Origin of the sequence: Nocardia bovistercoris (genome assembly GCF_015674855.1) — a bacterium.
Classification (GTDB): domain Bacteria; phylum Actinomycetota; class Actinomycetes; order Mycobacteriales; family Mycobacteriaceae; genus Nocardia; species Nocardia bovistercoris.
In genome coordinates this window covers 409,774-430,963 of the sequence record NZ_JADMLG010000002.1, presented here as the reverse complement: position 1 = coordinate 430,963, position 21,190 = coordinate 409,774, and the positions used below count along the sequence as shown (strand labels likewise).

At 70.4% G+C, this 21,190-nt stretch carries 22 protein-coding genes; 9 read left to right on the top strand and 13 right to left on the bottom strand.

Annotated elements, in window-relative coordinates; genetic code table 11:
• Window positions 1-160: 160 nt before the first annotated feature.
• Both IT779_RS05995 and IT779_RS05990 read left to right on the top strand, forming a co-directional pair.
• Entirely contained in the window at window positions 161-1,009 is an 849-nt protein-coding gene (locus IT779_RS05995; RefSeq protein ID WP_196148154.1) for a carbon-nitrogen hydrolase family protein, read from the top strand.
• An 11-nt stretch (window positions 1,010-1,020) separates the two neighbouring features.
• The gene (locus IT779_RS05990) at window positions 1,021-1,644 is read left to right on the top strand and encodes a phosphoribosyltransferase (protein WP_196148153.1); all 624 of its coding nucleotides are present in this window, start codon (window positions 1,021-1,023) and stop codon (window positions 1,642-1,644) included.
• A gap of 6 nt (window positions 1,645-1,650) precedes the next feature.
• On the opposite strand, the gene IT779_RS05985 is transcribed toward IT779_RS05990, so the two are convergent.
• The 4 genes from IT779_RS05985 to IT779_RS05965 all read right to left on the bottom strand — a co-directional run bounded on the left by IT779_RS05985 (window position 1,651) and on the right by IT779_RS05965 (window position 5,105).
• Window positions 1,651-2,643 (bottom strand): ESX secretion-associated protein EspG, encoded by a 993-nt coding sequence (locus tag IT779_RS05985; RefSeq protein ID WP_332838677.1) that lies wholly within the window; start codon window positions 2,641-2,643, stop codon window positions 1,651-1,653.
• Window positions 2,640-3,947: a PPE domain-containing protein gene (locus tag IT779_RS05975; protein WP_196148152.1), complete on the bottom strand. Its 1,308-nt coding sequence runs from the start codon at window positions 3,945-3,947 to the stop codon at window positions 2,640-2,642. Before IT779_RS05975 ends, IT779_RS05985 begins: the two co-directional genes overlap by 4 nt.
• Window positions 3,940-4,314 (bottom strand): type VII secretion target, encoded by a 375-nt coding sequence (locus tag IT779_RS05970; protein WP_196148151.1) that lies wholly within the window; start codon window positions 4,312-4,314, stop codon window positions 3,940-3,942. The genes IT779_RS05975 and IT779_RS05970 overlap by 8 nt, the downstream gene beginning before the upstream one ends.
• Window positions 4,315-4,382: 68 nt before the next feature.
• Window positions 4,383-5,105, bottom strand: a complete 723-nt coding sequence (locus IT779_RS05965) for an alpha/beta hydrolase (protein WP_196148150.1) — start codon at window positions 5,103-5,105, stop codon at window positions 4,383-4,385.
• A 124-nt stretch (window positions 5,106-5,229) separates the two neighbouring features.
• Here IT779_RS05965 and IT779_RS05960 point away from each other — a divergent pair, with 124 nt between their 5' ends.
• Entirely contained in the window at window positions 5,230-6,258 is a 1,029-nt protein-coding gene (locus IT779_RS05960; protein WP_196148149.1) for an SMP-30/gluconolactonase/LRE family protein, read from the top strand.
• A 221-nt stretch (window positions 6,259-6,479) separates the two neighbouring features.
• Here IT779_RS05960 and IT779_RS05955 read toward each other — a convergent pair whose 3' ends face one another.
• Complete coding sequence (locus IT779_RS05955) at window positions 6,480-6,980, bottom strand: winged helix-turn-helix transcriptional regulator (protein WP_196148148.1); 501 nt, start codon at window positions 6,978-6,980, stop codon at window positions 6,480-6,482.
• Between the two features lie 113 nt (window positions 6,981-7,093).
• Here IT779_RS05955 and IT779_RS05950 point away from each other — a divergent pair, with 113 nt between their 5' ends.
• Window positions 7,094-7,381, top strand: coding sequence for a hypothetical protein (locus IT779_RS05950; RefSeq protein WP_196148147.1), 288 nt, complete (start codon window positions 7,094-7,096; stop codon window positions 7,379-7,381).
• Window positions 7,382-7,583: 202 nt separating this feature from the next.
• Here IT779_RS05950 and IT779_RS05945 read toward each other — a convergent pair whose 3' ends face one another.
• Together IT779_RS05945 and IT779_RS05940 are read right to left on the bottom strand one after the other, a co-directional pair.
• Complete coding sequence (locus tag IT779_RS05945) at window positions 7,584-7,916, bottom strand: MmcQ/YjbR family DNA-binding protein (protein ID WP_196148146.1); 333 nt, start codon at window positions 7,914-7,916, stop codon at window positions 7,584-7,586.
• A gap of 70 nt (window positions 7,917-7,986) precedes the next feature.
• Window positions 7,987-8,703: a hypothetical protein gene (locus IT779_RS05940; protein WP_196148145.1), complete on the bottom strand. Its 717-nt coding sequence runs from the start codon at window positions 8,701-8,703 to the stop codon at window positions 7,987-7,989.
• A gap of 209 nt (window positions 8,704-8,912) precedes the next feature.
• Between IT779_RS05940 and IT779_RS05935 the strand changes: the two genes are divergently transcribed.
• Entirely contained in the window at window positions 8,913-10,085 is a 1,173-nt protein-coding gene (locus IT779_RS05935) for an acyl-CoA dehydrogenase family protein (protein ID WP_196148144.1), read from the top strand.
• A 9-nt stretch (window positions 10,086-10,094) separates the two neighbouring features.
• The gene (locus IT779_RS05930; protein ID WP_196148143.1) at window positions 10,095-11,222 is read left to right on the top strand and encodes an acyl-CoA dehydrogenase family protein; all 1,128 of its coding nucleotides are present in this window, start codon (window positions 10,095-10,097) and stop codon (window positions 11,220-11,222) included.
• 369 nt (window positions 11,223-11,591) lie between these two features.
• Here the strand turns inward: IT779_RS05930 and IT779_RS05925 are convergent, their stop codons facing one another.
• Window positions 11,592-12,443 (bottom strand): hypothetical protein, encoded by an 852-nt coding sequence (locus IT779_RS05925; RefSeq protein WP_196148142.1) that lies wholly within the window; start codon window positions 12,441-12,443, stop codon window positions 11,592-11,594.
• Window positions 12,444-12,771: 328 nt separating this feature from the next.
• Here IT779_RS05925 and IT779_RS05920 point away from each other — a divergent pair, with 328 nt between their 5' ends.
• Together IT779_RS05920 and IT779_RS05915 are read left to right on the top strand one after the other, a co-directional pair.
• A complete protein-coding gene (locus tag IT779_RS05920) occupies window positions 12,772-13,113 on the top strand; it encodes a hypothetical protein (RefSeq protein ID WP_232541468.1) in 342 nt (113 codons plus the stop codon).
• A gap of 125 nt (window positions 13,114-13,238) precedes the next feature.
• Window positions 13,239-14,066 carry a GNAT family N-acetyltransferase gene (locus IT779_RS05915; RefSeq protein ID WP_196148141.1) on the top strand — a complete coding sequence of 276 codons (828 nt, stop codon included), beginning with the start codon at window positions 13,239-13,241 and terminating at the stop codon, window positions 14,064-14,066.
• Here the strand turns inward: IT779_RS05915 and IT779_RS05910 are convergent.
• From IT779_RS05910 to IT779_RS05890, 5 genes are all read right to left on the bottom strand, one after another.
• Entirely contained in the window at window positions 14,051-14,986 is a 936-nt protein-coding gene (locus IT779_RS05910) for a beta/alpha barrel domain-containing protein (protein ID WP_196148140.1), read from the bottom strand. The genes IT779_RS05915 and IT779_RS05910 overlap by 16 nt on opposite strands.
• A complete protein-coding gene (locus tag IT779_RS05905; RefSeq protein WP_196148139.1) occupies window positions 14,983-15,147 on the bottom strand; it encodes a hypothetical protein in 165 nt (54 codons plus the stop codon). The genes IT779_RS05910 and IT779_RS05905 overlap by 4 nt, the downstream gene beginning before the upstream one ends.
• Window positions 15,144-16,358 carry a CaiB/BaiF CoA transferase family protein gene (locus IT779_RS05900; RefSeq protein ID WP_196148138.1) on the bottom strand — a complete coding sequence of 405 codons (1,215 nt, stop codon included), beginning with the start codon at window positions 16,356-16,358 and terminating at the stop codon, window positions 15,144-15,146. Before IT779_RS05900 ends, IT779_RS05905 begins: the two co-directional genes overlap by 4 nt.
• Before the next feature lie 111 nt (window positions 16,359-16,469).
• Complete coding sequence (locus IT779_RS05895) at window positions 16,470-17,396, bottom strand: TauD/TfdA dioxygenase family protein (RefSeq protein ID WP_196148137.1); 927 nt, start codon at window positions 17,394-17,396, stop codon at window positions 16,470-16,472.
• A gap of 110 nt (window positions 17,397-17,506) precedes the next feature.
• Window positions 17,507-18,277, bottom strand: coding sequence for a deoxyribonuclease IV (locus tag IT779_RS05890; RefSeq protein ID WP_196148136.1), 771 nt, complete (start codon window positions 18,275-18,277; stop codon window positions 17,507-17,509).
• 156 nt (window positions 18,278-18,433) lie between these two features.
• On the opposite strand from IT779_RS05890, the gene IT779_RS38695 reads away from it, so the two are divergent.
• Window positions 18,434-21,154 carry a serine/threonine protein kinase gene (locus tag IT779_RS38695; RefSeq protein WP_408637725.1) on the top strand — a complete coding sequence of 907 codons (2,721 nt, stop codon included), beginning with the start codon at window positions 18,434-18,436 and terminating at the stop codon, window positions 21,152-21,154.
• Window positions 21,155-21,190: the final 36 nt, after the last annotated feature.

Sequence of the window (21,190 nt, the reverse complement as noted above, 5' to 3'; positions counted from 1 at the left end):
CGCTTGTAGTAGGCGTGCCGACCACCGGGCCACGCGGTGAGATGCACGCCACTTCGACCGCCCGCGTCACACGTGCGACCGGTACGGGTGCGCGTCGCGAGAGGCGTGCGACCGAACGGTCCGCTGTCCGGACGCCCACCGAGCCTCTACGGTGGGTTTCATGCCACCTGAGGTCCCATCCCGGCCCGCGGAACCGAATACCGTGCGCGTCGCGGTGATCCAGTTCGCGCCGGGTGTCGAACCCGCCGAGAATCTGGCGGCGCTGCGCGAGCACGTCGGCGCGGCGGCGCGCGCCGGAGCCCGTGTCGCGGTGGCGCCAGAGTATTCGATGTACGCGGTGACCAGACTCGACGAGCGGGTCGTCGCCGTCGCCGAACCGCTGGACGGCCCGTTCGCGACCGGCCTGGCCCGCATCGCCGCCGATGTCGGTATCCACGTGGTGGCGGGCATGGTCGAAGCGGCGGGTGACGGTTCGGGCCGCATCCGCAACACCCTGCTCGCCTACGACCCGGCCGGGAATCCGGTCGCCCGCTACCGCAAGGTGCACCTCTACGACGCCTTCGGACACAAGGAATCCGACGTGGTCGCGGCGGGTGAGATCGAAGCGCCCGCCCTGTTCACCGTCGACGGCGTGACCTTCGGCATGCAGACCTGCTTCGACCTCAGATTCCCCGAGGGCTTCCGGCGCGCCGCCGCCGCGGGCGCGCAGGTGCTGCTGCTGCCCGCGCAGTGGATACCCGGCCCCGACAAGGTCGACCAGTGGACGATGCTGGTGCGCGCCCGCGCGATCGAGAACACCGTCTACGTCGCCGCCGCCGACCAGGCCGCCCCGCGCGGCGCGGGCGCGTCGATGATCGTCGACCCGGCGGGCCGGGTACTGGCCGAACTCGGCGACGCCACCGGTGTGATCAGCGCGCCGATCGACCCGGCGCTGCTGTCGCGGGTGCGCGCCGCCAACCCCAGCCTGGCATTGCGCCGATTCGCGATCGTGGAGCGCGCGGCGGAGTAGCGTTCGAATCGATGGGCTATCCCGATCGAATCGCCGCCGGTCGCGTGCTGGGGGCGCGGTTGGAGCACCTGCGCGAGCCGCCGCCGCTGGTGCTCGGGCTCCCGCGCGGCGGAGTTCCGGTGGCCGCCGCGGTGCGTGAGGTGATCGGCGGCGATCTGGACATTCTGCTGGTCCGCAAACTCGGCGTGCCGTGGCAGCCGGAGTTGGCGATGGGCGCGATCGGGGAGCGCGGCGCGCGGGTGTTGAACCCGGATGTGGTGTCGCACTGCGAGATATCGGCGGAGCGGCTCGCGGAGATCGAGGCGGACGAACGCGTCGAACTCGAGCGCAGGCGTGTGCTGTGGCGTGGTGCGAGCGCGCCGGTTCCCCTCGAAGGGCGCGTCGTGGTGCTGGTGGACGACGGGATGGCGACCGGTGCGACGGTGGCGGTCGCGTGCCGGGTGGCCCGGCTCGGCGGGCCTGCGCGGATCGTGGTCGCCGTTCCGGTGTCCTCGGCCGAGGCAGTGCGGCGGGTAGCGGGCGCGGCCGAGGAGGTGGTGTGCCCGTGGGTGCCGGAAACCCTCGGCGGGGTCGGCGCGGCCTACGGCGATTTCCACCAGCTCGAGGACGAGGAGGTCACCGCGCTGCTGCGGTGACCTGCCTCACCACCGCGCGGCGTCGACTCCGCAGCGGCCCGCCGCGTTGAGCATCGGACGCAGTTGGGCGGTGAAACCCTCGGCGTCCACCGGGGTGACATCGACATCCGCGCCGGTGCGGACGGCGTAGCGTCCGTCGCCCGCGACATCGATCCAGCACAGCACTCCGAACGGTTTCAGGTCGGCGTCCGGGCGGCGCGTTGACACCACGATCTGGCCGATGCCCGCGCGCGGCCTACCGAAGAGACGGCGGATGCGCGCCGGTGCGGCGGGACCCGCCACCGGCATGGTCACCAGGTCCCTGCTGTCCTCGCGCACCCGAGGCAGGGGTGCGCTCAACCTCGGCAAGCCGCCGGGGCTGTTACCGGGAAGTGCCGAGATCACGCGTGCTGCAAGGCTTTTCGGCCCGCCTATGAGGAGTCGGACGTCACCGCCACGATCCGCGGCCGAACCGGGCTGCTGCGCGGCGACCACCGCGATATGGCCGGCGGCCGCGCCGAGCACGCGGACCGGACTCGCGTCGGTGGTCGGTCGCTCGGCGCGGACCGCGTCGCGCTCGTGGTCGTAGGCGATCGCCGCGAACCGCTGCTGCCTGCTCGGCGTGCGCCCGTCGCGTGCGCGTGCGTCGAGCCCGGGCGGCGCCGGGGTGTTCGCCGCGGGGTTCGCCTGAGCGGTCGCGCCGATCGTCCCGTAGGTCGGTTCGGCGCCGAGAACTTGTGCGGTGGAATGGATTTCGTCGGGCGTCGGGAAGCTCTCCGGTGTGTCCGCGCACTCGCCGTAGACCTCGAGTCGCACCGTGGGCCGGGCCAGCACCCGCAGCGCCGCCTCCAGGTCGGCGTCGAGCACCCGATCGCACCACGCGATCAGCTCGGGCAGCCGGGCGGCGCGCTGCGCGGTGTCGCGAGCCGAGGCGCGGACGGCGAGCGGATACGGGATGCGATCGCCGTCGACGCGCTCCCAGGCCATGGCGAACTGGTCCGGGGTCAGCGTCCAGTTCACTCCAGGTCGGTCCACTCTCCGACCACCGGCGGCGTCGTCGGATCCATGGCGCCGATCAGTTCACCCGGTTCGTCGGCCGGTTCGAGGAAGGTCAGATCGTCGTCGTCGAACCAGTCCAGGTCGTCGTCGTCGTCCTCGTCGGCGCGGGTCGGACGAGTGGCGGGCGGCGCGCCGATACCGGAACCGGGGCGTGCGGTGTCGGCGGCGGCGAGCGCGCCGCCCATGAGTCCGCCGAACGCGCCCGCGCCCGCACCGCTGACCGCGTCGCCGGTGGTGTCGCGGCGTCGGTCCTCGCGTTTGCGGTCGTCGTCGTTGCTCGAGTGGTGTTGGGAGCCGCCGCCCGGCACGGTCGGCGCCGCCATCGACGCGGCGGTGACCGGTGCGCTCGCGGCGAGCGTGCCGGTCACCGGGCGATCCACGGTCGGTGCGGGCGCCGCAGGTGCGGGCTGGGCGGCGGTCGGCACGGTCGGCGCGGCGGCGGGTGCGGTGGTCTCGGTGGTGATCGGCGTGCCGACGTGCGTCGTCGAGAACGCGGCGGCCGGTGCGGTTCGGGTCGATGTCGACTCGGGGCGCGCGGCGGATTCCTCGCGAACGGGTGTCGTGGCAGTCGGCGCGGTAGTCGAAATATGCTGCGGGGAGACTACTTCCGCGACGTGCGTGACCGGCGCCGAAAGAGTGCTCGTCGGTGCGGTGAGCGTGGCCGCGACGGTGGGGGACGCTGCCGCCGCGCCCTGATCGATGTCGGGGAAGGCGGGCACACCCGCACCCGATCCGACGAAGGCGTTGGTGTAGATGCTGTCCATCGCGGCCACCGCGTCCTGACGGGCGTTCTCGGCGGCCTTCTGGGTGTCGGTATTCGCCGTGGCCTGACTCGGATCCAGCAGTGCCGCACCGAGATCCGGCCGATCCTCGGACGGCGCGCCCACCGCGGCGCGCAGCGTCTCCGCGGCATCGCCCGCCTGGCCGAGACGTTGCGCCACCGTGGCCATCACATCGGCGAGGCGCTGACCGTCCTGTTCGAAGGCGCGCACCGCGCCCGCCGCGTGCTCGGCCGCGCCGCCGCGCCAGCCGTCGGCGATGAGGGAACGGATCTCGGTGTGCGCCTGGGCGACCGCGTCGGCGACGCCGGTGGCCGAACCCTGCCACACCTGCTGGCCCGCCGTGATCGCCGCGGGATCCAATTGCTGGACGCCATTGTGGATTTCGCGATGGGTCAGATTGTCGAAGACCTCGACTTCGGGAGCGTAGTCGGGATCGGTGCGGGTGTGCGGCGCGCGTTGGGCCGCCTTGGGGATCTCACGCACGGTCGGCCCCCTCGAGTCGGCTCACCGCGTCGGCGAGCTCGCTGTCGGCGCGGGAGTACGCGGCAGCCGCCGAACGGAAGGTCTGCGCGAGGGCGCGCGCCGAATCGGCGTAGGCGCGCAGCCGCGACACCGCGTCCTCGGCCTTGGCCTCGAATCCGCCGCGTAGCGCCGCGCCCGAGGCGAATCCGCCGAAACCGGGAACCGAACCCGCCGCGCCCAAAGCCTCGACCTGGGCGTCGATCTCCTCGGCGAGCCGCTCGTAGCGGCGGGCGCAGCGCTCGTGGGCGCCGTCGGCGACGAGCACGCCGTCGATCCACAGCTGCCCATCGTCGACCGCCCGGTTCAGCGCCGTCACATCCGATCGCACCGCGGTCCCCCTTCCTCGTCGTGGCCGGACTCGCGGCGTTCCCGCCGATTTCGTGCCTCAGCCGTGTCTCAGCGCTGTCGTGCCAACCCCACGACGACGCCACGCAACCAGTCCGCGATGTCCCCGGCGACCCGTGCGTGCACCGGCTCGTGCAGCAGATCGTGTCCGGCATCGGCGTACTCACGCAAATCTACCGTTTCGTGGCGTGCAGTCCATACCTTCACGGCATCGATCGGCGCCCTTCTGTCCTCGGCGCCGTGCACCGCGAGCACCGGCAGGTCCCGAGGCAGCGGCGTGCCGAGCGCGCCGGGAACCCCGCCGCCCAGAGCACGTTTCGGCACACCCGACAGCACGAGTCCGGTGAGCGCGTCGGCGGGCACGCTCGGCGTCACCGGCCAGTCGGCCTCCACCTTGGCCATATCGGCGGCGCTCGCCGGGTCCGGCGCCGCCGCACCGAGCATGGCGAGCGCGGTCACCGCCCCCAGCGAATGCCCCATCAGCACCAGCGGGCGGTGCGGCAGTTCCGTGCGCACCGACTCGACCAGCATGGTCGCGTCGGCGACCAGCTCGGCCAGCGAACCGGGATGTTCGGGATCGCCCTCGCTGAGCCCGTGGCCCGCCGTGTCGAGCGCCCACATCTCGGTATCGATGCCGCGCAGGGTTCTGGCGAGCCGGTGGTAATGGCCGCTGTGCTGGCCCATGCCCGGCAGCAGCACCGCCACCGCGATCGGGTTGTCGACCGGCCACCGCCGATAATGCATCCGGCCGCGCGCGCCGTCGAAGAAGAGCATTGAACGATAGTGCCAAAGATCGGGCTTGTCATGGGACTTCACCCATTCCGTACGGAACCGGCTACACTGCCCGGACCTCGGGAGGTGTGACCAGCGCCGAACCGCCACCGCAAAGGAGCCGGACATGGGTATCCGTCGACCACGTCACCCGTCGGGGCGCGTCGGTGTGCCCGCCGTTCGCGTCGGGATGGCGGCGCGTGTCGGGCCGGTGCTCACGAAGCGCGTCGGATTGACGCTCACGACGCGCGTCACCTCGGTGCTCGCCGTGCTCGCCGCCTGCGTGTGCGGTGCGTTGCCCGCCGCGAACGCCGAGCCCGCCGCGCGTGCCGACGCGGTGGCCGGTTGCGTCCCCGCTCGTGTCGAGACCGCGCTGCCCGCCGACATCCCGATCGTGGACTGGTCGGAGAACGTCGGCTTCGACGCCGCGGGCGACCTGTGGGTTTCCCGGCTGTACCGCAACGAGGTACGCCGCTACGACCGCACCGGCGCGTCCACCGGCGCCGTGCCGGTCGAATTCCCCGGCGCCGTCCGCCTCGGACCCGACGGCCTGCTGTATGTGGTCTACGGCGACGCCCCCACCAGCGCGCTACGCCCCGGCGGCATCCTCCGCTTCGACCCCGCCGCCGCCCAGCCGCACCCAGAGGTGGTGGTCTCCGGCCTGACAACCATGCCCAACGGCGCCGCCTTCGACACCGACGGCACCCTCTACATCGCCACCAACACCGGCGTGCTCCGAACCACCCGCGACGGCGTCATAGACCGCGACTGGTCCGCCCGCGCCGCGATCCCCGGCGCCAACGGAATCGCGATCCGCGACCACACCGTCTACCTCACCACCAACGCCGCACCGCTGGGCCGGGTGCTGAGCTTCCCGACCGCCGCCCCGGACCAGCGCACCATCCTCGCCGACATCCCCTCCCGCATCCCCGGCGTCCCTGATTTCACCGACGACCTGATCATCGACGACTCGGGAACCCTCTACGTCGCAACCCTCTCCGGAACCCTCACCCGAATAGACCCGACCATCCACACCACCTGCACCATCCTCACCACCGAACCCCTGACCTCGGTCGCAGCCACCCCCGGCCACCCATCGGACCTCCTCGTCGGCACCGAACGCGGCCCCGTACTCCGCGTAATCCTGGCAAGCTGAAGCCACTTCGGGCCTGAGGCCGACAGCGTTCATCGAAGCCACTGCTTCGCGACGATGCGGATGCCATCGGCACGTGTTCGGCCACAGCTCTGTTCGGCGTGCGCCGAGAGCGGCAATTCCTGAACGTCGGAGCCGCGCGAGCCCGATCCTTCACGCGATCCGCTCGATGGGGAGAGAATTCGGACCGACCGCGGGCTCGCCTTTTTGTCCGGTGGCGGACTTCAGTCGGGGACGGTGCGGATCGGGGTCCAGGGTGGGGCGGGGTTGTCGGCTCCCGGACCGGGTCTGACCTCGACGTCGTGGGGTTCGAGGTCCTCGCCGCAGCACTCGCAGACGACCTTGGCGTGGGTGATGTTGCCGCAGGTGCGGTGTAGGAGGTGGGTGGGGGCGCCGTTGACGAGGCCGGTGTGTTTTTCGCCCCAGGCGAGGATGGCCGCTATCACGGGGTACAGGTCGATGCCCGCGGGGGTGAGGCGGTATTCGTGCAGGGTGCGGGTCGGGCCGGAGGCGTATTCGCGGCGTTCCATGATGCCGAAGTCGACCAGGCGGTTGAGGCGGTCGGTGAGGATGTTGCGGGCGATGCCGGTGCGGCGCTGGTAGTCCTCGAAGGTGCGGGCCCGCAGGTAGGCGGCGCGCAGGATGGCGATCACCCAGCGTTCGCCGAGGATCGCGCCGGAACGTTCGATGGCGCAGTTACTCGCCAGCAGATCGTCGTGTCTCATCGCGTCCAGAATAGCCGTTGCAAAACGCAACTGAACCGCCTACGTTCTAGTTGCATGTTGCAACGACACGGGGGTGTGCCCGGGTCGTCGCCGAATTTCGCGGAGGTGGGGTCATGAACGGGGCCGATCAGGGCACGGCGGCGATGGTGCTGCGCGGCGTGCGCGCCGCGGTGGAACTGCTGTGGGCGCTGTCGCCTTCGGGCCGCCGCCGCTTCGTACTCGAATTGCGGGCCGCCGTTGACGGCGCACTGCGCGAGGCCGTGCTGTCACGCCCCGAGGATTTCGGCGTCGCGCACCGGATCACCCACGAATTGGATTGCTACGAGTGGCATTACGTGACCGACGCGAACTTCGGCAGCGCACGCGCGGACACCTGGCGTGACCCACTGTCCAACCGCTGACTCTGTCCGACCGCTGACTCTGGCCGACTACTGACTCGGGCGGTCCGCTGGTCGTGGCCGTCCGCTGGCCGGGCCGACTACTGACTCCGGCGGTTCACTGGCCGTGGCCATCCACTGGTCGAGCCTGCCGCTGAATGGGGCGATCCGCCGGGCCGGGTCGTCCGCCGTTTGAAGTCGTTGCCGGTCCTGAGGCGCCCGGTTCTCAGGATTCCTCGGTGAGTCTGCTCGGCGCGGCCTGGCTCCATGAATCGAACAGGATGTCGCGCAATTCGCCCGCGTCCTCGAGCGCCCCGAGTCGCACCCGCACCCACGCCGAGGACGACTCGTGCGACGGCACCCAGAACTTGTCCGGCTCGGCGGCGATCAGTTCCTCGCGTTCGAAGCGCGGGCAGCGTACGGCGAACGAACTCTGATCGTCGGGGACGGTGACGAACATCTTGCCCGCCACGTCGAAGGTGGGATGGTTCCAGCGTTCCTTCTCCCCGGTCTCGGGAAAGGACAGCGCGATGCGGCGCACATCGTCGGCGTCGAGCACGGTGATGACCTCCGGTCGTGAACTCCGGCAGCCTATCCCGCGCCACCGACATCCGCGCCGGGGCGAATTCTCAGCCTGCGGCGGGCGGCGGGGGGAAGCCGGGAATCGTGGGTGCGGGAACGTCCTGGGCCGCGGGGGGCGGCGGCGCGGGCGCGGGTGGCGCGGCGGGGAGTTCGGGAACCACGAAGGTGCCGACGGTCGGCGTCATCACGCAGTTGGCGAAGGGGTAGTTGATGACGCCCCACATGACCGCGAGCACGGTGCCGGTGCCGGGGTCGACGGTCCTCGACAGGGTGGGCAGCCCGACTTCGGTGCGGTCGTCGAGGGTGTCGAGCCCGCTGCGGCCGTTGTTGATGTTGACCCAGGCCACGACGAGTCCGGAATTCAGCGGCGCGCCGGTGTGCGCGGGTGTCGCGCTGAAACGCAGGCTGCCGGGTACGGGGTTGACGCCCTGGTTGCGGTTGGCGCCCTCGGTGGTGCCCGCGGCGATGATGGTGGTGATCGGACCGTTGCTGCCGCAGCCGAAGGTCGGCGCCGCGTAGGCGAAGGGCACGAAATTGGCTGCGATGTGGCGCAATTCGGCGATGTCGACGAGTCCGGTGTACTCCCGCAGCGCGCCGACGCCCGCCTGCGCGGCGGTGTCTTCGCCCGCCTTGGCGGTGAGCTCGACAAGGGCGGCTTCGACGATGTCCGTGGGTTCGGCGGTGGCGGCGCCGAATGTGAGGACCGCGCCGAGTCCGAATGCGGTGATCGCCGCGGCGGCGCGTGCGAAGGTCCTGCCGTTCACCAGATGACTCCCTATGACTGCGAGCGTGGGTTTCGCGGCCCCACGGCAGCAAGGTACCAGTTCGCCGTGGTGTGCGCCGAGGCAGTCGCCCGGCGATCGCTGCAAGTTTGCTGAGATTCCCGCGTTCTCGTGTGTGATCCCGCCGACAGTGGGAGATTACCGAGGAGTAAGGTTCGACTCGGACGTACGAGACACCATGGGAGTTGTGTATGAAAATATCCCTGTCCCCGGATGAGATCGCCTTTCGTGACGAATTGCGCCATTTCTACCGGTCCGAGATCCCCGCCGAAATCCGTGAGCGCGTCAAATACGGTCACGAGCTGACCCGCGACCAGATCGTCACGGCACACAAGACCCTGAACGAGCGCGGCATCGCCGTCCCGAACTGGCCCGTCGAGTGGGGCGGCAAGGACTGGACGCCCATGCAGCGCCACATCTGGCAGGACGAGATGCAGCTGGCCTCGGTGCCCGAGCCGCTGACCTTCAACGCGCAGATGGTCGGCCCGGTCATCGCCCACTTCGGCTCCGAAGAGCTCAAGAAGCGGTTCCTGCCGCCAACGGCGTCGCTGGACATCTGGTGGTGCCAGGGCTTCTCCGAACCCGACGCGGGCTCCGACCTCGCCTCGCTGCGCACCACCGCGGTCCGCGACGGTGACTCCTACATCGTCAACGGCCAGAAGATCTGGACCACGCTGGCGCAGTACGCGGACTGGATCTTCTGCCTGGTCCGCACCGATCCGAACGCGCCCAAGAAGCAGGCGGGCATCTCCTTCCTGCTGTTCGACGTGAAGAGCCCCGGCGTCACCATCCGTCCGATCAAACTGATCGACGGCGGCTACGAGGTCAACGAGGTCTTCTTCGAGAACGTCCGGGTCCCCGCCGATCAGCTGGTCGGTGTGGAGAACGCGGGCTGGACCTACGCGAAATTCCTGCTCGGCAACGAGCGCACCGGCATCACCGGCGTCGGCCGCACCAAGGTCAGGATCGGCGTCGCCAAGGAGTACGCGCGCACCATCCGCTCCGGATCCGGCACCCTGCTCGAGGACCCGCTGTTCGCGGCGCGCGTCGCCGAACTGGAGAACGAACTGCTCGCCCTCGAGCTGACCCAGCTGCGCGTGGTGTCCAATTCCGTGGAAGGCGAACCGAATCCGGCCTCATCGGTGCTGAAACTGCGCGGCTCGGAACTGCAGCAGGCCGCCACCGAACTGCTGCTCGACATCGCGGGCCAGGACGCCATCCCGGTCGACGCGGAAGGCATCGCCTCGCCCGGCTGGGCGCAGCGCAGCGGCCCGACCTACCTGAACTACCGCAAGACCACCATCTACGGAGGCTCCAGCGAGGTGCAGCGCACCATCATCGCCTCCACGATCCTCGGATTGTGAGGCGCCACCATGGATTTCGAACTCACCGATGAACAGGTCATGCTGCGCGACACCGTCCGCGACCTGCTCGCCCGCACCTACGACCCGGAGACCAGACTCCGGGTGACCGACACCGAACTCGGCTGGAGCCGCGACGTCTGGAAGCAACTCGCCGATCTCGGCATCCTCGGACTGCCCTTCGCCGAATCCGACGGCGGCGTCGGCGCCGGACCGGTCGAAGCCATGGTCGTGCTCGAGGAGGTCGGGCGTCGGCTCGCGCCGGAACCGATCGTGGACGCGGTGTATGTCCCCGGCGCGCTGGTCGCGCTCGCAGGCTCCGAGGAGCAGCGCGGCCGCATCCTGCCCGACGTGGTCGGGGGAGCGAAGCTGCTCGCCTTCGCGCACGCCGAACCCGGGGTGCGCTGGCCCGCCACCGAACTCGCCACCGCCGCCACCGCGACCGCGGGCTCCTACACCCTCACCGGCACCAAGAACCCGGTCGCGCACGGTGACGCCGCCGACGACCTGATCGTCAGCGCCACGCTGCCGGGCGGCGGTATCGGACTGTTCCTGGTGTCGCCGAACGGAACCGGGGTCGGCAGGCGCTCCTACCGCACCGTGGACGGTTCGCGCGCCGCGCAGATCGACCTCGACAACGCCCCCGCCGAACTCCTCGGCGCCGATTCCGACGCATCGGGCGCGGTGGCGGCGGCGCTGGCGAGCGCGCACGCGCTGCTGTGCGCGGAGCAGATCGGCGCGATGGAAGAGGCACTGCGGCTCACCACCGACTATCTGAAGGCGCGCAAGCAGTTCGGTGTGACGTTGTCGAAGTTCCAGACGCTGACCCAACGCGCGGCGAACATGTACGTCTCCCTCGAACTCGCCCGCAGCTCCAGCCTGTACGCGACTGCCGCGTTGGCCGACGGCTCGGTCGACCCGGTGGTGACCTCGCGCGCCCGACTCCAGGTCGGCCGCGCCGCCCGCCACGTCGGTCAGGAGGCCATCCAGATGCACGGCGGCATCGGCGTGACCGCCGAATACCCGGTCGGGCACTACGTGGCGCGACTCACCGCCATCGAACGCACCCTCGGCGGCGGACTCGACCACCTCGCGGTACTCGCCGCCCAGGTCGGAGACTACGAACTGCCCGAACTGTAATTCGACCGACCGCGCAGGTGGTCCCTCGCACATCGATCGGAGGGATCACCCGCACGGGATGCGCGGTGCGGACTCGGCGGCGTCGGATCATGGTGTCGCCGAGGCGGCGTGGAGTGGATGCGGTCGAGTCACGTCGGCGAGGTGATCGCGAACGATTGCCGGAGCGTAATTTCGGGGACGGGTCCGTCGTGCTCGTTCGGCTGCCGCGTGACTCGGCCGGGGACCGTTGAATGGCGCGAGCCCGGTGGTCGGTGTCACGGTGCGGCGCATGTCCGCGATCTTCTGTGCCAGGCAGGCCGGTGCGTGCTCGGAGACTCCGGTGCCACGCGGGACCGCCATCGCGCAGGGACACCTCCACACTCGATACCGCTAGCGCGCAGCGGGCTCCGTCGCGCCGGGGCGGGTTGCCCTCGAAGTGCCGTTGACCGGCGACTCGACTCCACTGGTCGGGGTCACGGCGAGGCTGCTCGGGCGCGGAACGTCCGTGGCATGGGCGTCGAGCTGGGCCGCCGTAGTCGGCCGGGCTGGGGCGCCCAATTCGGCCGTCGAGGTTGCCGCGTCCGGTTGGGTCGTCGTGCCGGGCAGGGCTGGTGTGCCGGATTCGAAGGCGGTGCCACCGGCATCGGTCCCTTCGGGCGCCGCGTGCGCCTCTGTCGTCTGCGCGAGTTCGGCGGTGACCACCGGCTGCGGCGGCTCGACGATCTCCGGCAGCTGTTCGGCCGCTTCGGACGACAGCGCTTCGCCCTCGCGCGGGGCGCGATCGGCCTCGGCGGTGTGCGGGGGCGGGGGTTCCTCGGCCGCGACGGTGGTCGGCTCGATGGACAGGGTGCGGGTGCTCGTGGTCGGTTCCTCGCCGGTGCGCGGGTCGCGTTCGCCGGGACGCGGGTTGGTGGTGCGCGTCGGCCGCGTCGAGGTCTCCGAGGGCTCGGTCTCCGATTCGGGGGAGGTCGAGGAGGGCGGGGTGTAGTTGGCCGGTCGGCGCGGCGGGCCCGCGGGGGCGATCTGCCAGCTCGGGGAGGGCGGGATCACGACCTTGGGCGTGGTGACGCCGGTGCCGTCGCGCACGTTTTCCACGACCGCGGCCGGACCGGCTTCGAGCGGGGGCGGCGGCACGTAGATGTCGTGGTGGCCGATTCCGCAGGCGCCGATGAGCACGAGACCGGCGGATACGGCGCCAACCGCTATCGCGGGCCCCGCGATCTTGGCCTTCTTACTCATCATGCCGGGGACACTCCCTGTGTATTCCCTGTGGATTTCAAGTCGCCTCACCCTAGTGCAGGTCCGGTGAGCTAGCCAGGCGGGCGGGTGGTGCGCACGTCCGGAAAGGCGCGCCCCAACCGTCCTAAACAGGGATGATTCAGATATCGAATTGGTCACATCGGCGTGTCGCGGGCACGTGTCGCGCAGAATGCAAAGTCGGGGTCGTAGCGTGTGTGGTCGGAGTTACGCACGAGACGCCAGTACCACGATGTAGAGATGCCGTGAAAGAGACGCGCTGCCCCGGTCGCGTGACGGCGAGACTCTGATCGGCGTCATCGAGGAGTAGATGATGGGAGCTTACTCGACATCCCCGCCGCGCTCGGATGCCTCGGCAGCCGAGGCGCAGGCCGAGGGGCAGGCCGGAATACCGGCCGCGAGTGGCGAGTCGACACCACCGAGGCGCACTCTGTCCTCGATCCTGTCGAAGGTCGCGGCATGGTTCTTCTTCGTCGGCGGCATCGTCGCGGCGGTCCTCGGCATCGCCGGACTGCACGTGGAAGTCACCGTCGTCGGACTGATCCTGGCCTGTACGGCGGGACTCGTCCTGCTCAAGCTGCGGACCGACACCGAGGCCGCGGCGGTCGACGCAGAGACGGCGGCGGACGAACCGGAGCAAGCGGACCAGGACTGAACCGGAACCGCCTCCCGCGCAGCGCATTCGGCGAGGCGGTCCACCCGGCGAACAGTTCGCCTGACAGGCGGTTCACCCGGGAAAAATGGCTGTCCGCGCGTCGCGCCCACGCATACTCTGGTCGTATGCGGATCACGATCACCGGCGATGTCGCCGACTTCGAACGACGTGCCAAGGCCTTCCTGCGTCGAGATCCGCTGCGGTACACCGTGCTCGCCACGATCATCGCCAATCGCACCGGCGGCCTGGATAATTCACCGGACGCGTACTTCCTCACCGCATACGACGGTGACACGCTGCGCGGTGTGGTCACCCGCGTCGGCGGCCGCGAGATCTACGTGAGCGAATTGCCCACCGACGGTTTCGATCCCGCGGTGCGGGCGCTGGCCGAAGTAGTGCCCGGCGCGGGCGGCGTCGAAGGCGCCGACGGGATCGCGTCCCGGTTCGCGGCGCGCTGGAGCGCGGTGGTCGGAGTCCCGCACCGGGTGTCCTTCGTCAACGTGCTGTATCGGCTCGACGCCCTCGAATCACCCGACGTCGCGGGAACGCCCCGTCGCGCAACGGAATCCGATCGCGACGTGTGCGTGGACTGGACGCGCGCCATGCGGGTCGAAGCAGGCATTCCCGATATCGGATGGGACGCGGTGGCCATGCGCCGCCGCATCGCCGCGGGCCGCTGGTGGCTGTGGGAACGCGACGGCGAGCCGGTCAGCCTTGCCGCACACCAGATTCCGGCCTACGGCGTGGCCCGCGTCGGACCCGTCTACACCCCGCCCGCCGAGCGCGGCAACGGCTACGCCTCGGCGGTCAGCGCCCACGTCTCCCACACCCTGCGCACCCGAGGACTCGCGGTCTGCCTGTTCGCGGACAAAGCGAATCCGACCTCCAACAAGATCTACCGCGACATCGGCTTCCGACCCGTCGGCGAATTCCCGCACTACGTCTTCGACTGATCGGCGACCGCGCGCCGCGCCACCCATTCGAACGCCTCGGCCTCCGAACGCGCGCCCTCGGCGGCGCGTGACCGATTGGGTTCGCCGAGTTCGGCGAGCAACCCCTCGGTGAGCCCGACCATCTCGGCCAGCACCGCCGGGGTGAACCACGCGGGCCTGGTGGCGAACAGGATGTCCTCGCTGGAGGTGTTGCCGCTCGCGCCCGGCGCGAACGGGCAGCCGCCGAGCCCGCCGAGCGAACCGTCGACCACCGACGCGCCCGCCGCGATCGCGGCCAGCGTGTTCGCGACCCCCATACCCCAGGTGTCGTGGCCGTGGAACACGATGCGCCGCCGCGGCGTGTTCGCCGCCACGGCCGAGATCAGCGCGCCGACCTGCGCGGGATGGGCCTGACCGAGCGTGTCGGCGAGCACGATGTCGGCCGCGCCGTCGGTGCGCGGGTCCGCCGCGATCGCCAACACCCGGCCCGGGTCGACCGGTCCGTCGAACGGACAGGTGAAGCTGGTCGCCAGACACAGCTGAATCGCGCCGCCCGCCTGTTCGGCCAGCCGGATCGCGTCCGGCATGGCCGCCACGCTGGTCTCGGCGTCGCGACCGATATTGGCCCGGTTGTGCGCGTCCGACACCGAAAGGCAGTACTGGAAATTGCGCACACCCGCCGCCGCGGCCTTCTCCACGTGCCGCGGCGTGGCCACCCACACCCAGCAGCGTCGCAACTCCTCCGGCGTCAGCGCCTCGATCAGTTCCAGGGTGTTCGCCATCGGCGGCACCAGATCCGGGCGCGCCATCGAACCGATCTCCAGCTCGGGAACGCCGAGCGCGAGCAGCGTGCGGACCACCTCGACCTTGCGTTCCACCGGCAGCGTCTTGCCTGTCAATTGCAGGCCGTCGCGCAGGGTGACATCGCGCAGCACCGTCATTTCTCCTCCCGCGCCTGCTTGGGCACGCACATCACGCCCGCCCACGCCTTGCGATTGGTGCCCGCCGGATTCGGGTGCACGGTCGGTCGACGCGGCGACGGGGAACGCGGATCCCAGCCGCCCCGCCCCTGCGGTCGGCGCAGTTCCGGCCGCCGGGTCACGCGGTGCCCACCGCGTCGATCGCGGTCTCGGACATGCCGAGCAGTTCCGACAGCACCTCGCGGGTGTGTTCGCCGAGATCGGGTCCGACGGAGCGGATCGGCAGCGAAGCCGCGCCGATCACCGGCACGATGCCGGGAAAGCCGACCACCTTGGGTTCCGGTTCGCCCACGTCGACGGAGAAGGGCTGGATCATGTCCCGCGCCCGGTACTGCTCGTCGGCGACGATATCGGCCGCGGTGTAGATCGGGCCGCACGGAATGCCCGCGTCCTCCAGAACCGCCAGCGCCTCGGCCCTGGTGCGGACCTTCGTCCACTCCGCGATCGCCGCGTCCAGCCGTTCGCGATGACGCCAACGACCCGCGTTGTCCCGCAGATCGGGATCGGCCGCCAGGTCGGGCCGCTCGATGACGGTCATGTAGCGCTGGAAGATGGCGTCGCCGTTGCCGCCGATGATGACACTCGACCCGTCCGCGCACGGATAGGCGTTGCTCGGCGCGATGCCCTCCATCCGCCCGCCGACCCGCTCACGGGTGATGCCGTAGGCGAGATAGTCGGGAACCAGCGACTCCATCACCGAGAGGATCGACTCGCTCAACGCCACATCCATGACCCGCTCCGCCAGCGCTACCGGCTCGCCCGCGGCGCGCTCGCGCTGGAACAACGCCATCACCGTGCCGAACGCCGCGTAGATGCCCGCGATGGAATCGCCGATCGACACCCCGACCCGCACCGGCGGACGATCCGGGTCGCCGACCAGCTCACGCAACCCGCCGACCGCCTCCGCGACCGCCGCGAAGCCGGGACGCCGCGCCAGCGGGCCCGTCTGGCCGTAGGCCGAGATCCTGGTGATGACCAGCTTCGGGTTGACCGCGTTCAACGCATCGGGGCCGAGACCCCACTTCTCCAACATGCCCGGCCGGAAATTCTCCAACAGCACATCGCAGTGCCGCACCAGGTCGAGCACGATGTCGCGGCCCTGCTCGGAACGCAGATCGAGGGTGATCGACTTCTTGTTCCGGTTCACCGTGCGGAACAGCATCGATGTGTCACCGCCGTAGAGACGCCAGTTGCGGAGCTCGTCGCCCGCCTTCGGCCGCTCCACCTTGATCACTTCGGCGCCGAAATCCCCGAGAATGCGTCCGGCGGTCGGCGCCGCGATGTAATTGCCGAGCTCGAGGACGCGAACTCCGTCCAACGGGCGAATACTCATGCGGTCCAGTGTGGACTATCCGGTTCCCGGCGGCGGCGCGCGCCTCGTCCGTACGGTATGCCGCGATGCCCGTCGGCTCCGCGGCCCGTATGGACCGCGGCGCCCGCCAGGTCAAGCCGCGGCGCGCACGTCCTCGACGATCGAGAAGTGCGCCGCGTCGCCCTTCAGCACCGTGCTCGGCCTGCCGTCGACACCCACCGGGATATCGCCCGCCAGCGTGATGCGGGTCAGCCGACGGGCCTGACCGTCGTAGTCGTCGATCGCGTAATGCTGGGTGGCGCGGTTGTCCCAGACGGCCACATCGCCCGGCGCCCAGTTCCAGCGCGTGGTGTTCTCCAGTCGAGTCACCCGATCCTGGAACAAGCGGAACAAGGCCTGCGACTCGGAGCTCGACACACCAACGAAATGCTTCACGAAATGCCCGACCAGCAGCGCGCGCTCACCGGTCTCGGGATGCACCCGCACCACCGGATGCTCGGTCTCGTACACGGTGGAACGGAACTCCGCCCGATAAGCCGACGCACCCGCCTCGTCCTGGCCGCTCTCGTGCGCCGCCACATAGTCGTACACATTGGTGTGCACCGCCCGCAGATTCTCCGCGAGCACCTTCAGGGGCTCCGGCAGCGACTCGTAGGCCGCCACCGTCGAAGCCCACGTCGTGGAACCGCCGTACGCCGGTAGCCGCTCCGCGCGCAGGATCGACGCCTTCGGAATCCGGTCCACGAACGTGACATCGGTATGCCAGCTGTTCGCGCGCCCGTTCTCCGAATCGATCGCCAGCGACTTCACACCGTGCGAGGTGACCGTCGGATGCGGGGTCGTCGGCGTCCCGAGCAGCCGAGCGAACTCGTCCTGCCCGTCCTCGGTCAGATGATCCTGACCGCGGAAGAAGATCACCTTGTGTTCGAGCAGCGCCGCGCGAATCGTCGCGACCGTCGCGGGATCCAGATCACCGCCGAGGCGGACGTCATCGATCCTCGCCCCGATACGGGAGCCGAGTTTGGTCACGGTGGTTGCGGGGGCGTGGTCGACCGTCATGGGGATCACCTTCGCTGCTGGAACGGGCTGTCACGCTCGAGCAGACCACCGGAACCGGTACCGTGACCAGGGTTTACGTCCCGCTGATCGCAAACGCGTCGCGCTTTCGCTCAGCCGACATGCTCGCGCAGATACGCCAGATCCTCGGCGAGCCCGTCGGCGGGCGTCTCCAATATCACCGGCGCGCCTGCGGTGCGGCACACCTCGGCCAGCAGTTGCGGATCGATCGTCCCGTCCGCGAAATTGGCGTGCCGGTCCGCACCGGAGTCGAATTCGTCGCGCGAGGAATTCAAGTGCACCAGATCGATCCGCCCCGTGATGGCCTGCACCCGCTCCACGACCCCGACCAGATCCTCGCCGCCCGCCCAGGCGTGACAGGTGTCGAGACAGAACCCCGCGCCGAACTCGCCCACCGCATCCCACAAACGGGCGATCATGTCGAAACGCCTCGCCATGGCGTGATTGCCGCCCGCCGTGTTCTCGATCAGAATCGGCACCGCGAAACCCCCCTTGTCCCGCTGGCGCTCGAACAATTTGCGCCAGTTCACAATGCCGTCCTCGATCTCGGCATCGGACCGGACATGTCCCCCGTGCACCACCAAGCCGAAGGCGCCGAGGTCGGCCGCCGCCTTCGCCTGCTGGGCCACCGCGTTACGGGAGGGCATTCGGAGCCGGTTGTTCAGACTCGCGACGTTGATTTGGTAGGAGGAATGAACCACTACGTCGATGGGACTGGCGAGGATCTCGTCGGTCCGCGGGTGCGGGGCGGGCTTGTCCCAGGACTGGGGGTCGACCACGAACAATTGGACCAGGTCGGCGCCGAGCTTCTCGCCGAAACCGATCGGATCACTGTCGAGCCGAACGTGAGCTCCTATGCGCATGCGAATCAGCGTAGCCGGCCGCTGACACGTCGCAAGCGAGGCGTAAGGACCGGTTGCGTAGTGTCGGTCCGACCATCGGATGGATAATGAAATGTTGCGTACACGTGGGTTCGCGAGATACATCGGTAGGATCCACGCGCTCGACCCTCGAGGGGGGTGAACTCCACCGTGTTGCAGACTGGCGAGACGTTCGCCGGATACCTGATCAAGCGCGTCCTCGGTCAAGGCGGCATGGGCACCGTGTATCTGGCTCAACATCCGCGTCTGCCCAGATTGACCGCCTTGAAGCTGCTCGAGCGTGATCTGTACGGGGATACGGAGATCAGAGCCCGGTTCGAGCGGGAGGCCGACCTCGTCGCGCAACTCGACCACCCGAACATCGTCACGGTGTACGACCGCGGCGCCGAGGACGAACAGCTGTGGATCTCGATGCAGTTCATCGCGGGTTCGGACGCGGCCAGCGTGGATGTGAATGTGCTCGCCCCGTGGCGGGCCGTGCAGATCATCGGCGAGACGGGCGCCGCCCTGGATTTCGCGCACGCCAACGGGGTGCTGCATCGGGACGTGAAGCCCGCGAACATCCTGTTGGCGAAGGCTCCCATCGGCCAGCCGGAACGGGTGCTGCTCACCGATTTCGGCATCGCGGGAATGCGGGATGCCGACACCACGCTCGGGTCGGCGGGCACCATCACCGCGACTCTGGCCTACGCCTCACCGGAACAGTTGAGCGGCAGTTCACTCGACCACCGCTGTGATCAGTACTCCCTGGCCTGCACGCTGTTCTGGATGCTCACGGGGGCGCCGCCGTTCAACGGCGCCAGTCCGGCCTCGGTCATGAACGGACACCTGTACGGGCAGGTGCCTCCGCTGCGTCCGCTGCGCGCGGGCATCCCACCCGCCTTCGACGCGGTGATGGCGAAGGCGTTGTCGAAGCGTCCCGAGGACCGGTTCGACAGTTGCACCGAATTCGCGCTCGCCGCCCGCCGCGCACTGACCCCCACCGGACCGCAGCGTCCGCCCACCGCGCCACGCCCGCAGGTCCAGGCCCCGCGCCCGCAGGGTCCGTACCCGTACGGCCCCGGATACCCGCAGGGCGTACCGCACACCGGCTACCCGAATCACCGCCCACCGGTCGCCCCGGCGAACCCGCGCACCTCCATGCCGCGCGGCCCGGTGCAGCCGCCCGCGCCGAATATGCCGCCCACCGGCGCGGTGCCGCCCGGCTACCCCGAACAACCTCGCAGACAATCCGCACCCCCGCGCGGCCAACGCCCCGCGACCCCGTACCCCGGTCAGGTCCCGCCGACCAACGCCCGCCCACCCCAGCCCGGTCCACCGGCCTCGAACAACCCGTACGCCAGCGGAGCCGCACACGGCGTCGTGCCGCCCCCACCTCCGCAGCCCCGCTACCCGAGCAGAACCCGGCACGGCACCGTTCCTCCGCCCGTGCCCGGCCATGCAGGTCCACCTGGAGCAGGTGACCTGCCCGGACATGGTGGCGCACCTGGGCAGGACGGCATGCCCGGGCAGGGCGGCGCACCCGGGCAGGGCGGCTTGCCTGGGCAGAATGATTCGCCCGGGGGCGGCTCGCCTCGGCAGAGTGGTCAGCATGCACAGGGCGGTTCGCCGGGGCGGAGTGGCCCATCGGGACCGAACGGTCCGTCGGGGCAGGGCGGTTCGCCTGGACGGAACGGTCCGCAGGCGCACAGTGCTTCGCCGGGACATAGAGGAGCACCGGTGCCCTACGGTTCCACGCCGCGACACCCGCAAGCCGCACCGCGCGCGGTGAGCGGAACGTCGCATCCCGTCGTCGCTCCCGACGCGCCCGGTGTCGTCGGTCCGAAAGCCCGCGGCCCCCATGGGTACGGTCCGAGTTCACCTCCCACACACGGTCCAGCGACTCCCGTCGCTCCCGACGCGCACGCATCAGGGGCGGATTCGCGCGGCGCCGTCGGTGGGGCTGCCGCGCATGCGCCCGAGGCGGATTCGCACGGTGCCGCGCCCCATACTCGCGGTCCGCGCGCACCCGGCTCGCGCGGTGCGGTGCCGTCGTCGGCCTTCGGCACGGATTCGCACGACGGCGACGTGCCGCGTTCCGATGCGCGAGCGTCTGGTTCCCGCGACGTAGGTGCGGCTGGTCGACGTGCGTCCGAAGCCGACAAGGGTGACGCCGCGCCCCGCACTCGCGGCGCGGTGTCACCGTCGGCGTTCGGGACAGGTTCGCGCGGTGTCGTCGGGCCGAGTTCCGATGTTCGGGCGCCCGGCTCGCAGCACGCGGGTGCCGCGGATCGGAGTGGGAACGAGGCCGAATCGGGTGACGCGGCCGCGCCGACCATTCGTGGCGGGACCGACGATCGGCGTCCGGCTTCGCACGGCGGTAGCGGCGCGACGAATGCGGGCGGGCGCGGTGACGCGGCGCGGGCAGGTGGCGGCGCGCACGGCGGTGCGGCTTCGCGTCGGGCGCAGGCGGGCTCACATTCCGATACCCCGGCCGCGCGCGAGGGGACGGCGGCGGACGCGGGTGCGGACGGTGAGACCGAAATCGCGTCGGTGGCGGGGCCGACGGTGCCCGCGCGTCCGGATTCCGCGCGGATTCCGCGGCGGGCCGAAGGGAAGCGGTCGGAGGTGAGCCGGGAGGCGGCGGAGGCCGAGGAGACGGTGCGCGGCGGGTCGGCGGAGTCCGATGCGGCCCGCGCGGATTCCGATGTCGAAGCGACGCGCCGGGATTCGAACGCGGCCGAATCGGGGCCGCGGGCCAAGGCGGGGCGGCGACCGGTGGCGATCGCGCTGCCGGATCGCAGGGTTCGTCGGGTTCCGCCGCCGGGTGGTGCGGCGCCGGGTGGGCGGGCCGACGACGATCCGCGTCCGCCGCCGTAGCGTGTCGGGTCTCGACGTCGCGTGACCGCACGAACG

Coding starts and splice junctions, on each gene's coding strand:
- IT779_RS05995 (WP_196148154.1), top strand. CDS start 161: ATGCCACCTGAGGTCCCATCCCGGCCCGCGGAACCGAATACCGTGCGC.
- IT779_RS05990 (WP_196148153.1), top strand. CDS start 1,021: ATGGGCTATCCCGATCGAATCGCCGCCGGTCGCGTGCTGGGGGCGCGG.
- IT779_RS05965 (WP_196148150.1), bottom strand. CDS start 5,105: ATGCTCTTCTTCGACGGCGCGCGCGGCCGGATGCATTATCGGCGGTGG.
- IT779_RS05960 (WP_196148149.1), top strand. CDS start 5,230: ATGGGTATCCGTCGACCACGTCACCCGTCGGGGCGCGTCGGTGTGCCC.
- IT779_RS05955 (WP_196148148.1), bottom strand. CDS start 6,980: ATGAGACACGACGATCTGCTGGCGAGTAACTGCGCCATCGAACGTTCC.
- IT779_RS05950 (WP_196148147.1), top strand. CDS start 7,094: ATGAACGGGGCCGATCAGGGCACGGCGGCGATGGTGCTGCGCGGCGTG.
- IT779_RS05935 (WP_196148144.1), top strand. CDS start 8,913: ATGAAAATATCCCTGTCCCCGGATGAGATCGCCTTTCGTGACGAATTG.
- IT779_RS05930 (WP_196148143.1), top strand. CDS start 10,095: ATGGATTTCGAACTCACCGATGAACAGGTCATGCTGCGCGACACCGTC.
- IT779_RS05925 (WP_196148142.1), bottom strand. CDS start 12,443: ATGATGAGTAAGAAGGCCAAGATCGCGGGGCCCGCGATAGCGGTTGGC.
- IT779_RS05920 (WP_232541468.1), top strand. CDS start 12,772: ATGGGAGCTTACTCGACATCCCCGCCGCGCTCGGATGCCTCGGCAGCC.
- IT779_RS05915 (WP_196148141.1), top strand. CDS start 13,239: ATGCGGATCACGATCACCGGCGATGTCGCCGACTTCGAACGACGTGCC.
- IT779_RS05910 (WP_196148140.1), bottom strand. CDS start 14,986: ATGACGGTGCTGCGCGATGTCACCCTGCGCGACGGCCTGCAATTGACA.
- IT779_RS05900 (WP_196148138.1), bottom strand. CDS start 16,358: ATGAGTATTCGCCCGTTGGACGGAGTTCGCGTCCTCGAGCTCGGCAAT.
- IT779_RS05895 (WP_196148137.1), bottom strand. CDS start 17,396: ATGACGGTCGACCACGCCCCCGCAACCACCGTGACCAAACTCGGCTCC.
- IT779_RS05890 (WP_196148136.1), bottom strand. CDS start 18,277: ATGCGCATAGGAGCTCACGTTCGGCTCGACAGTGATCCGATCGGTTTC.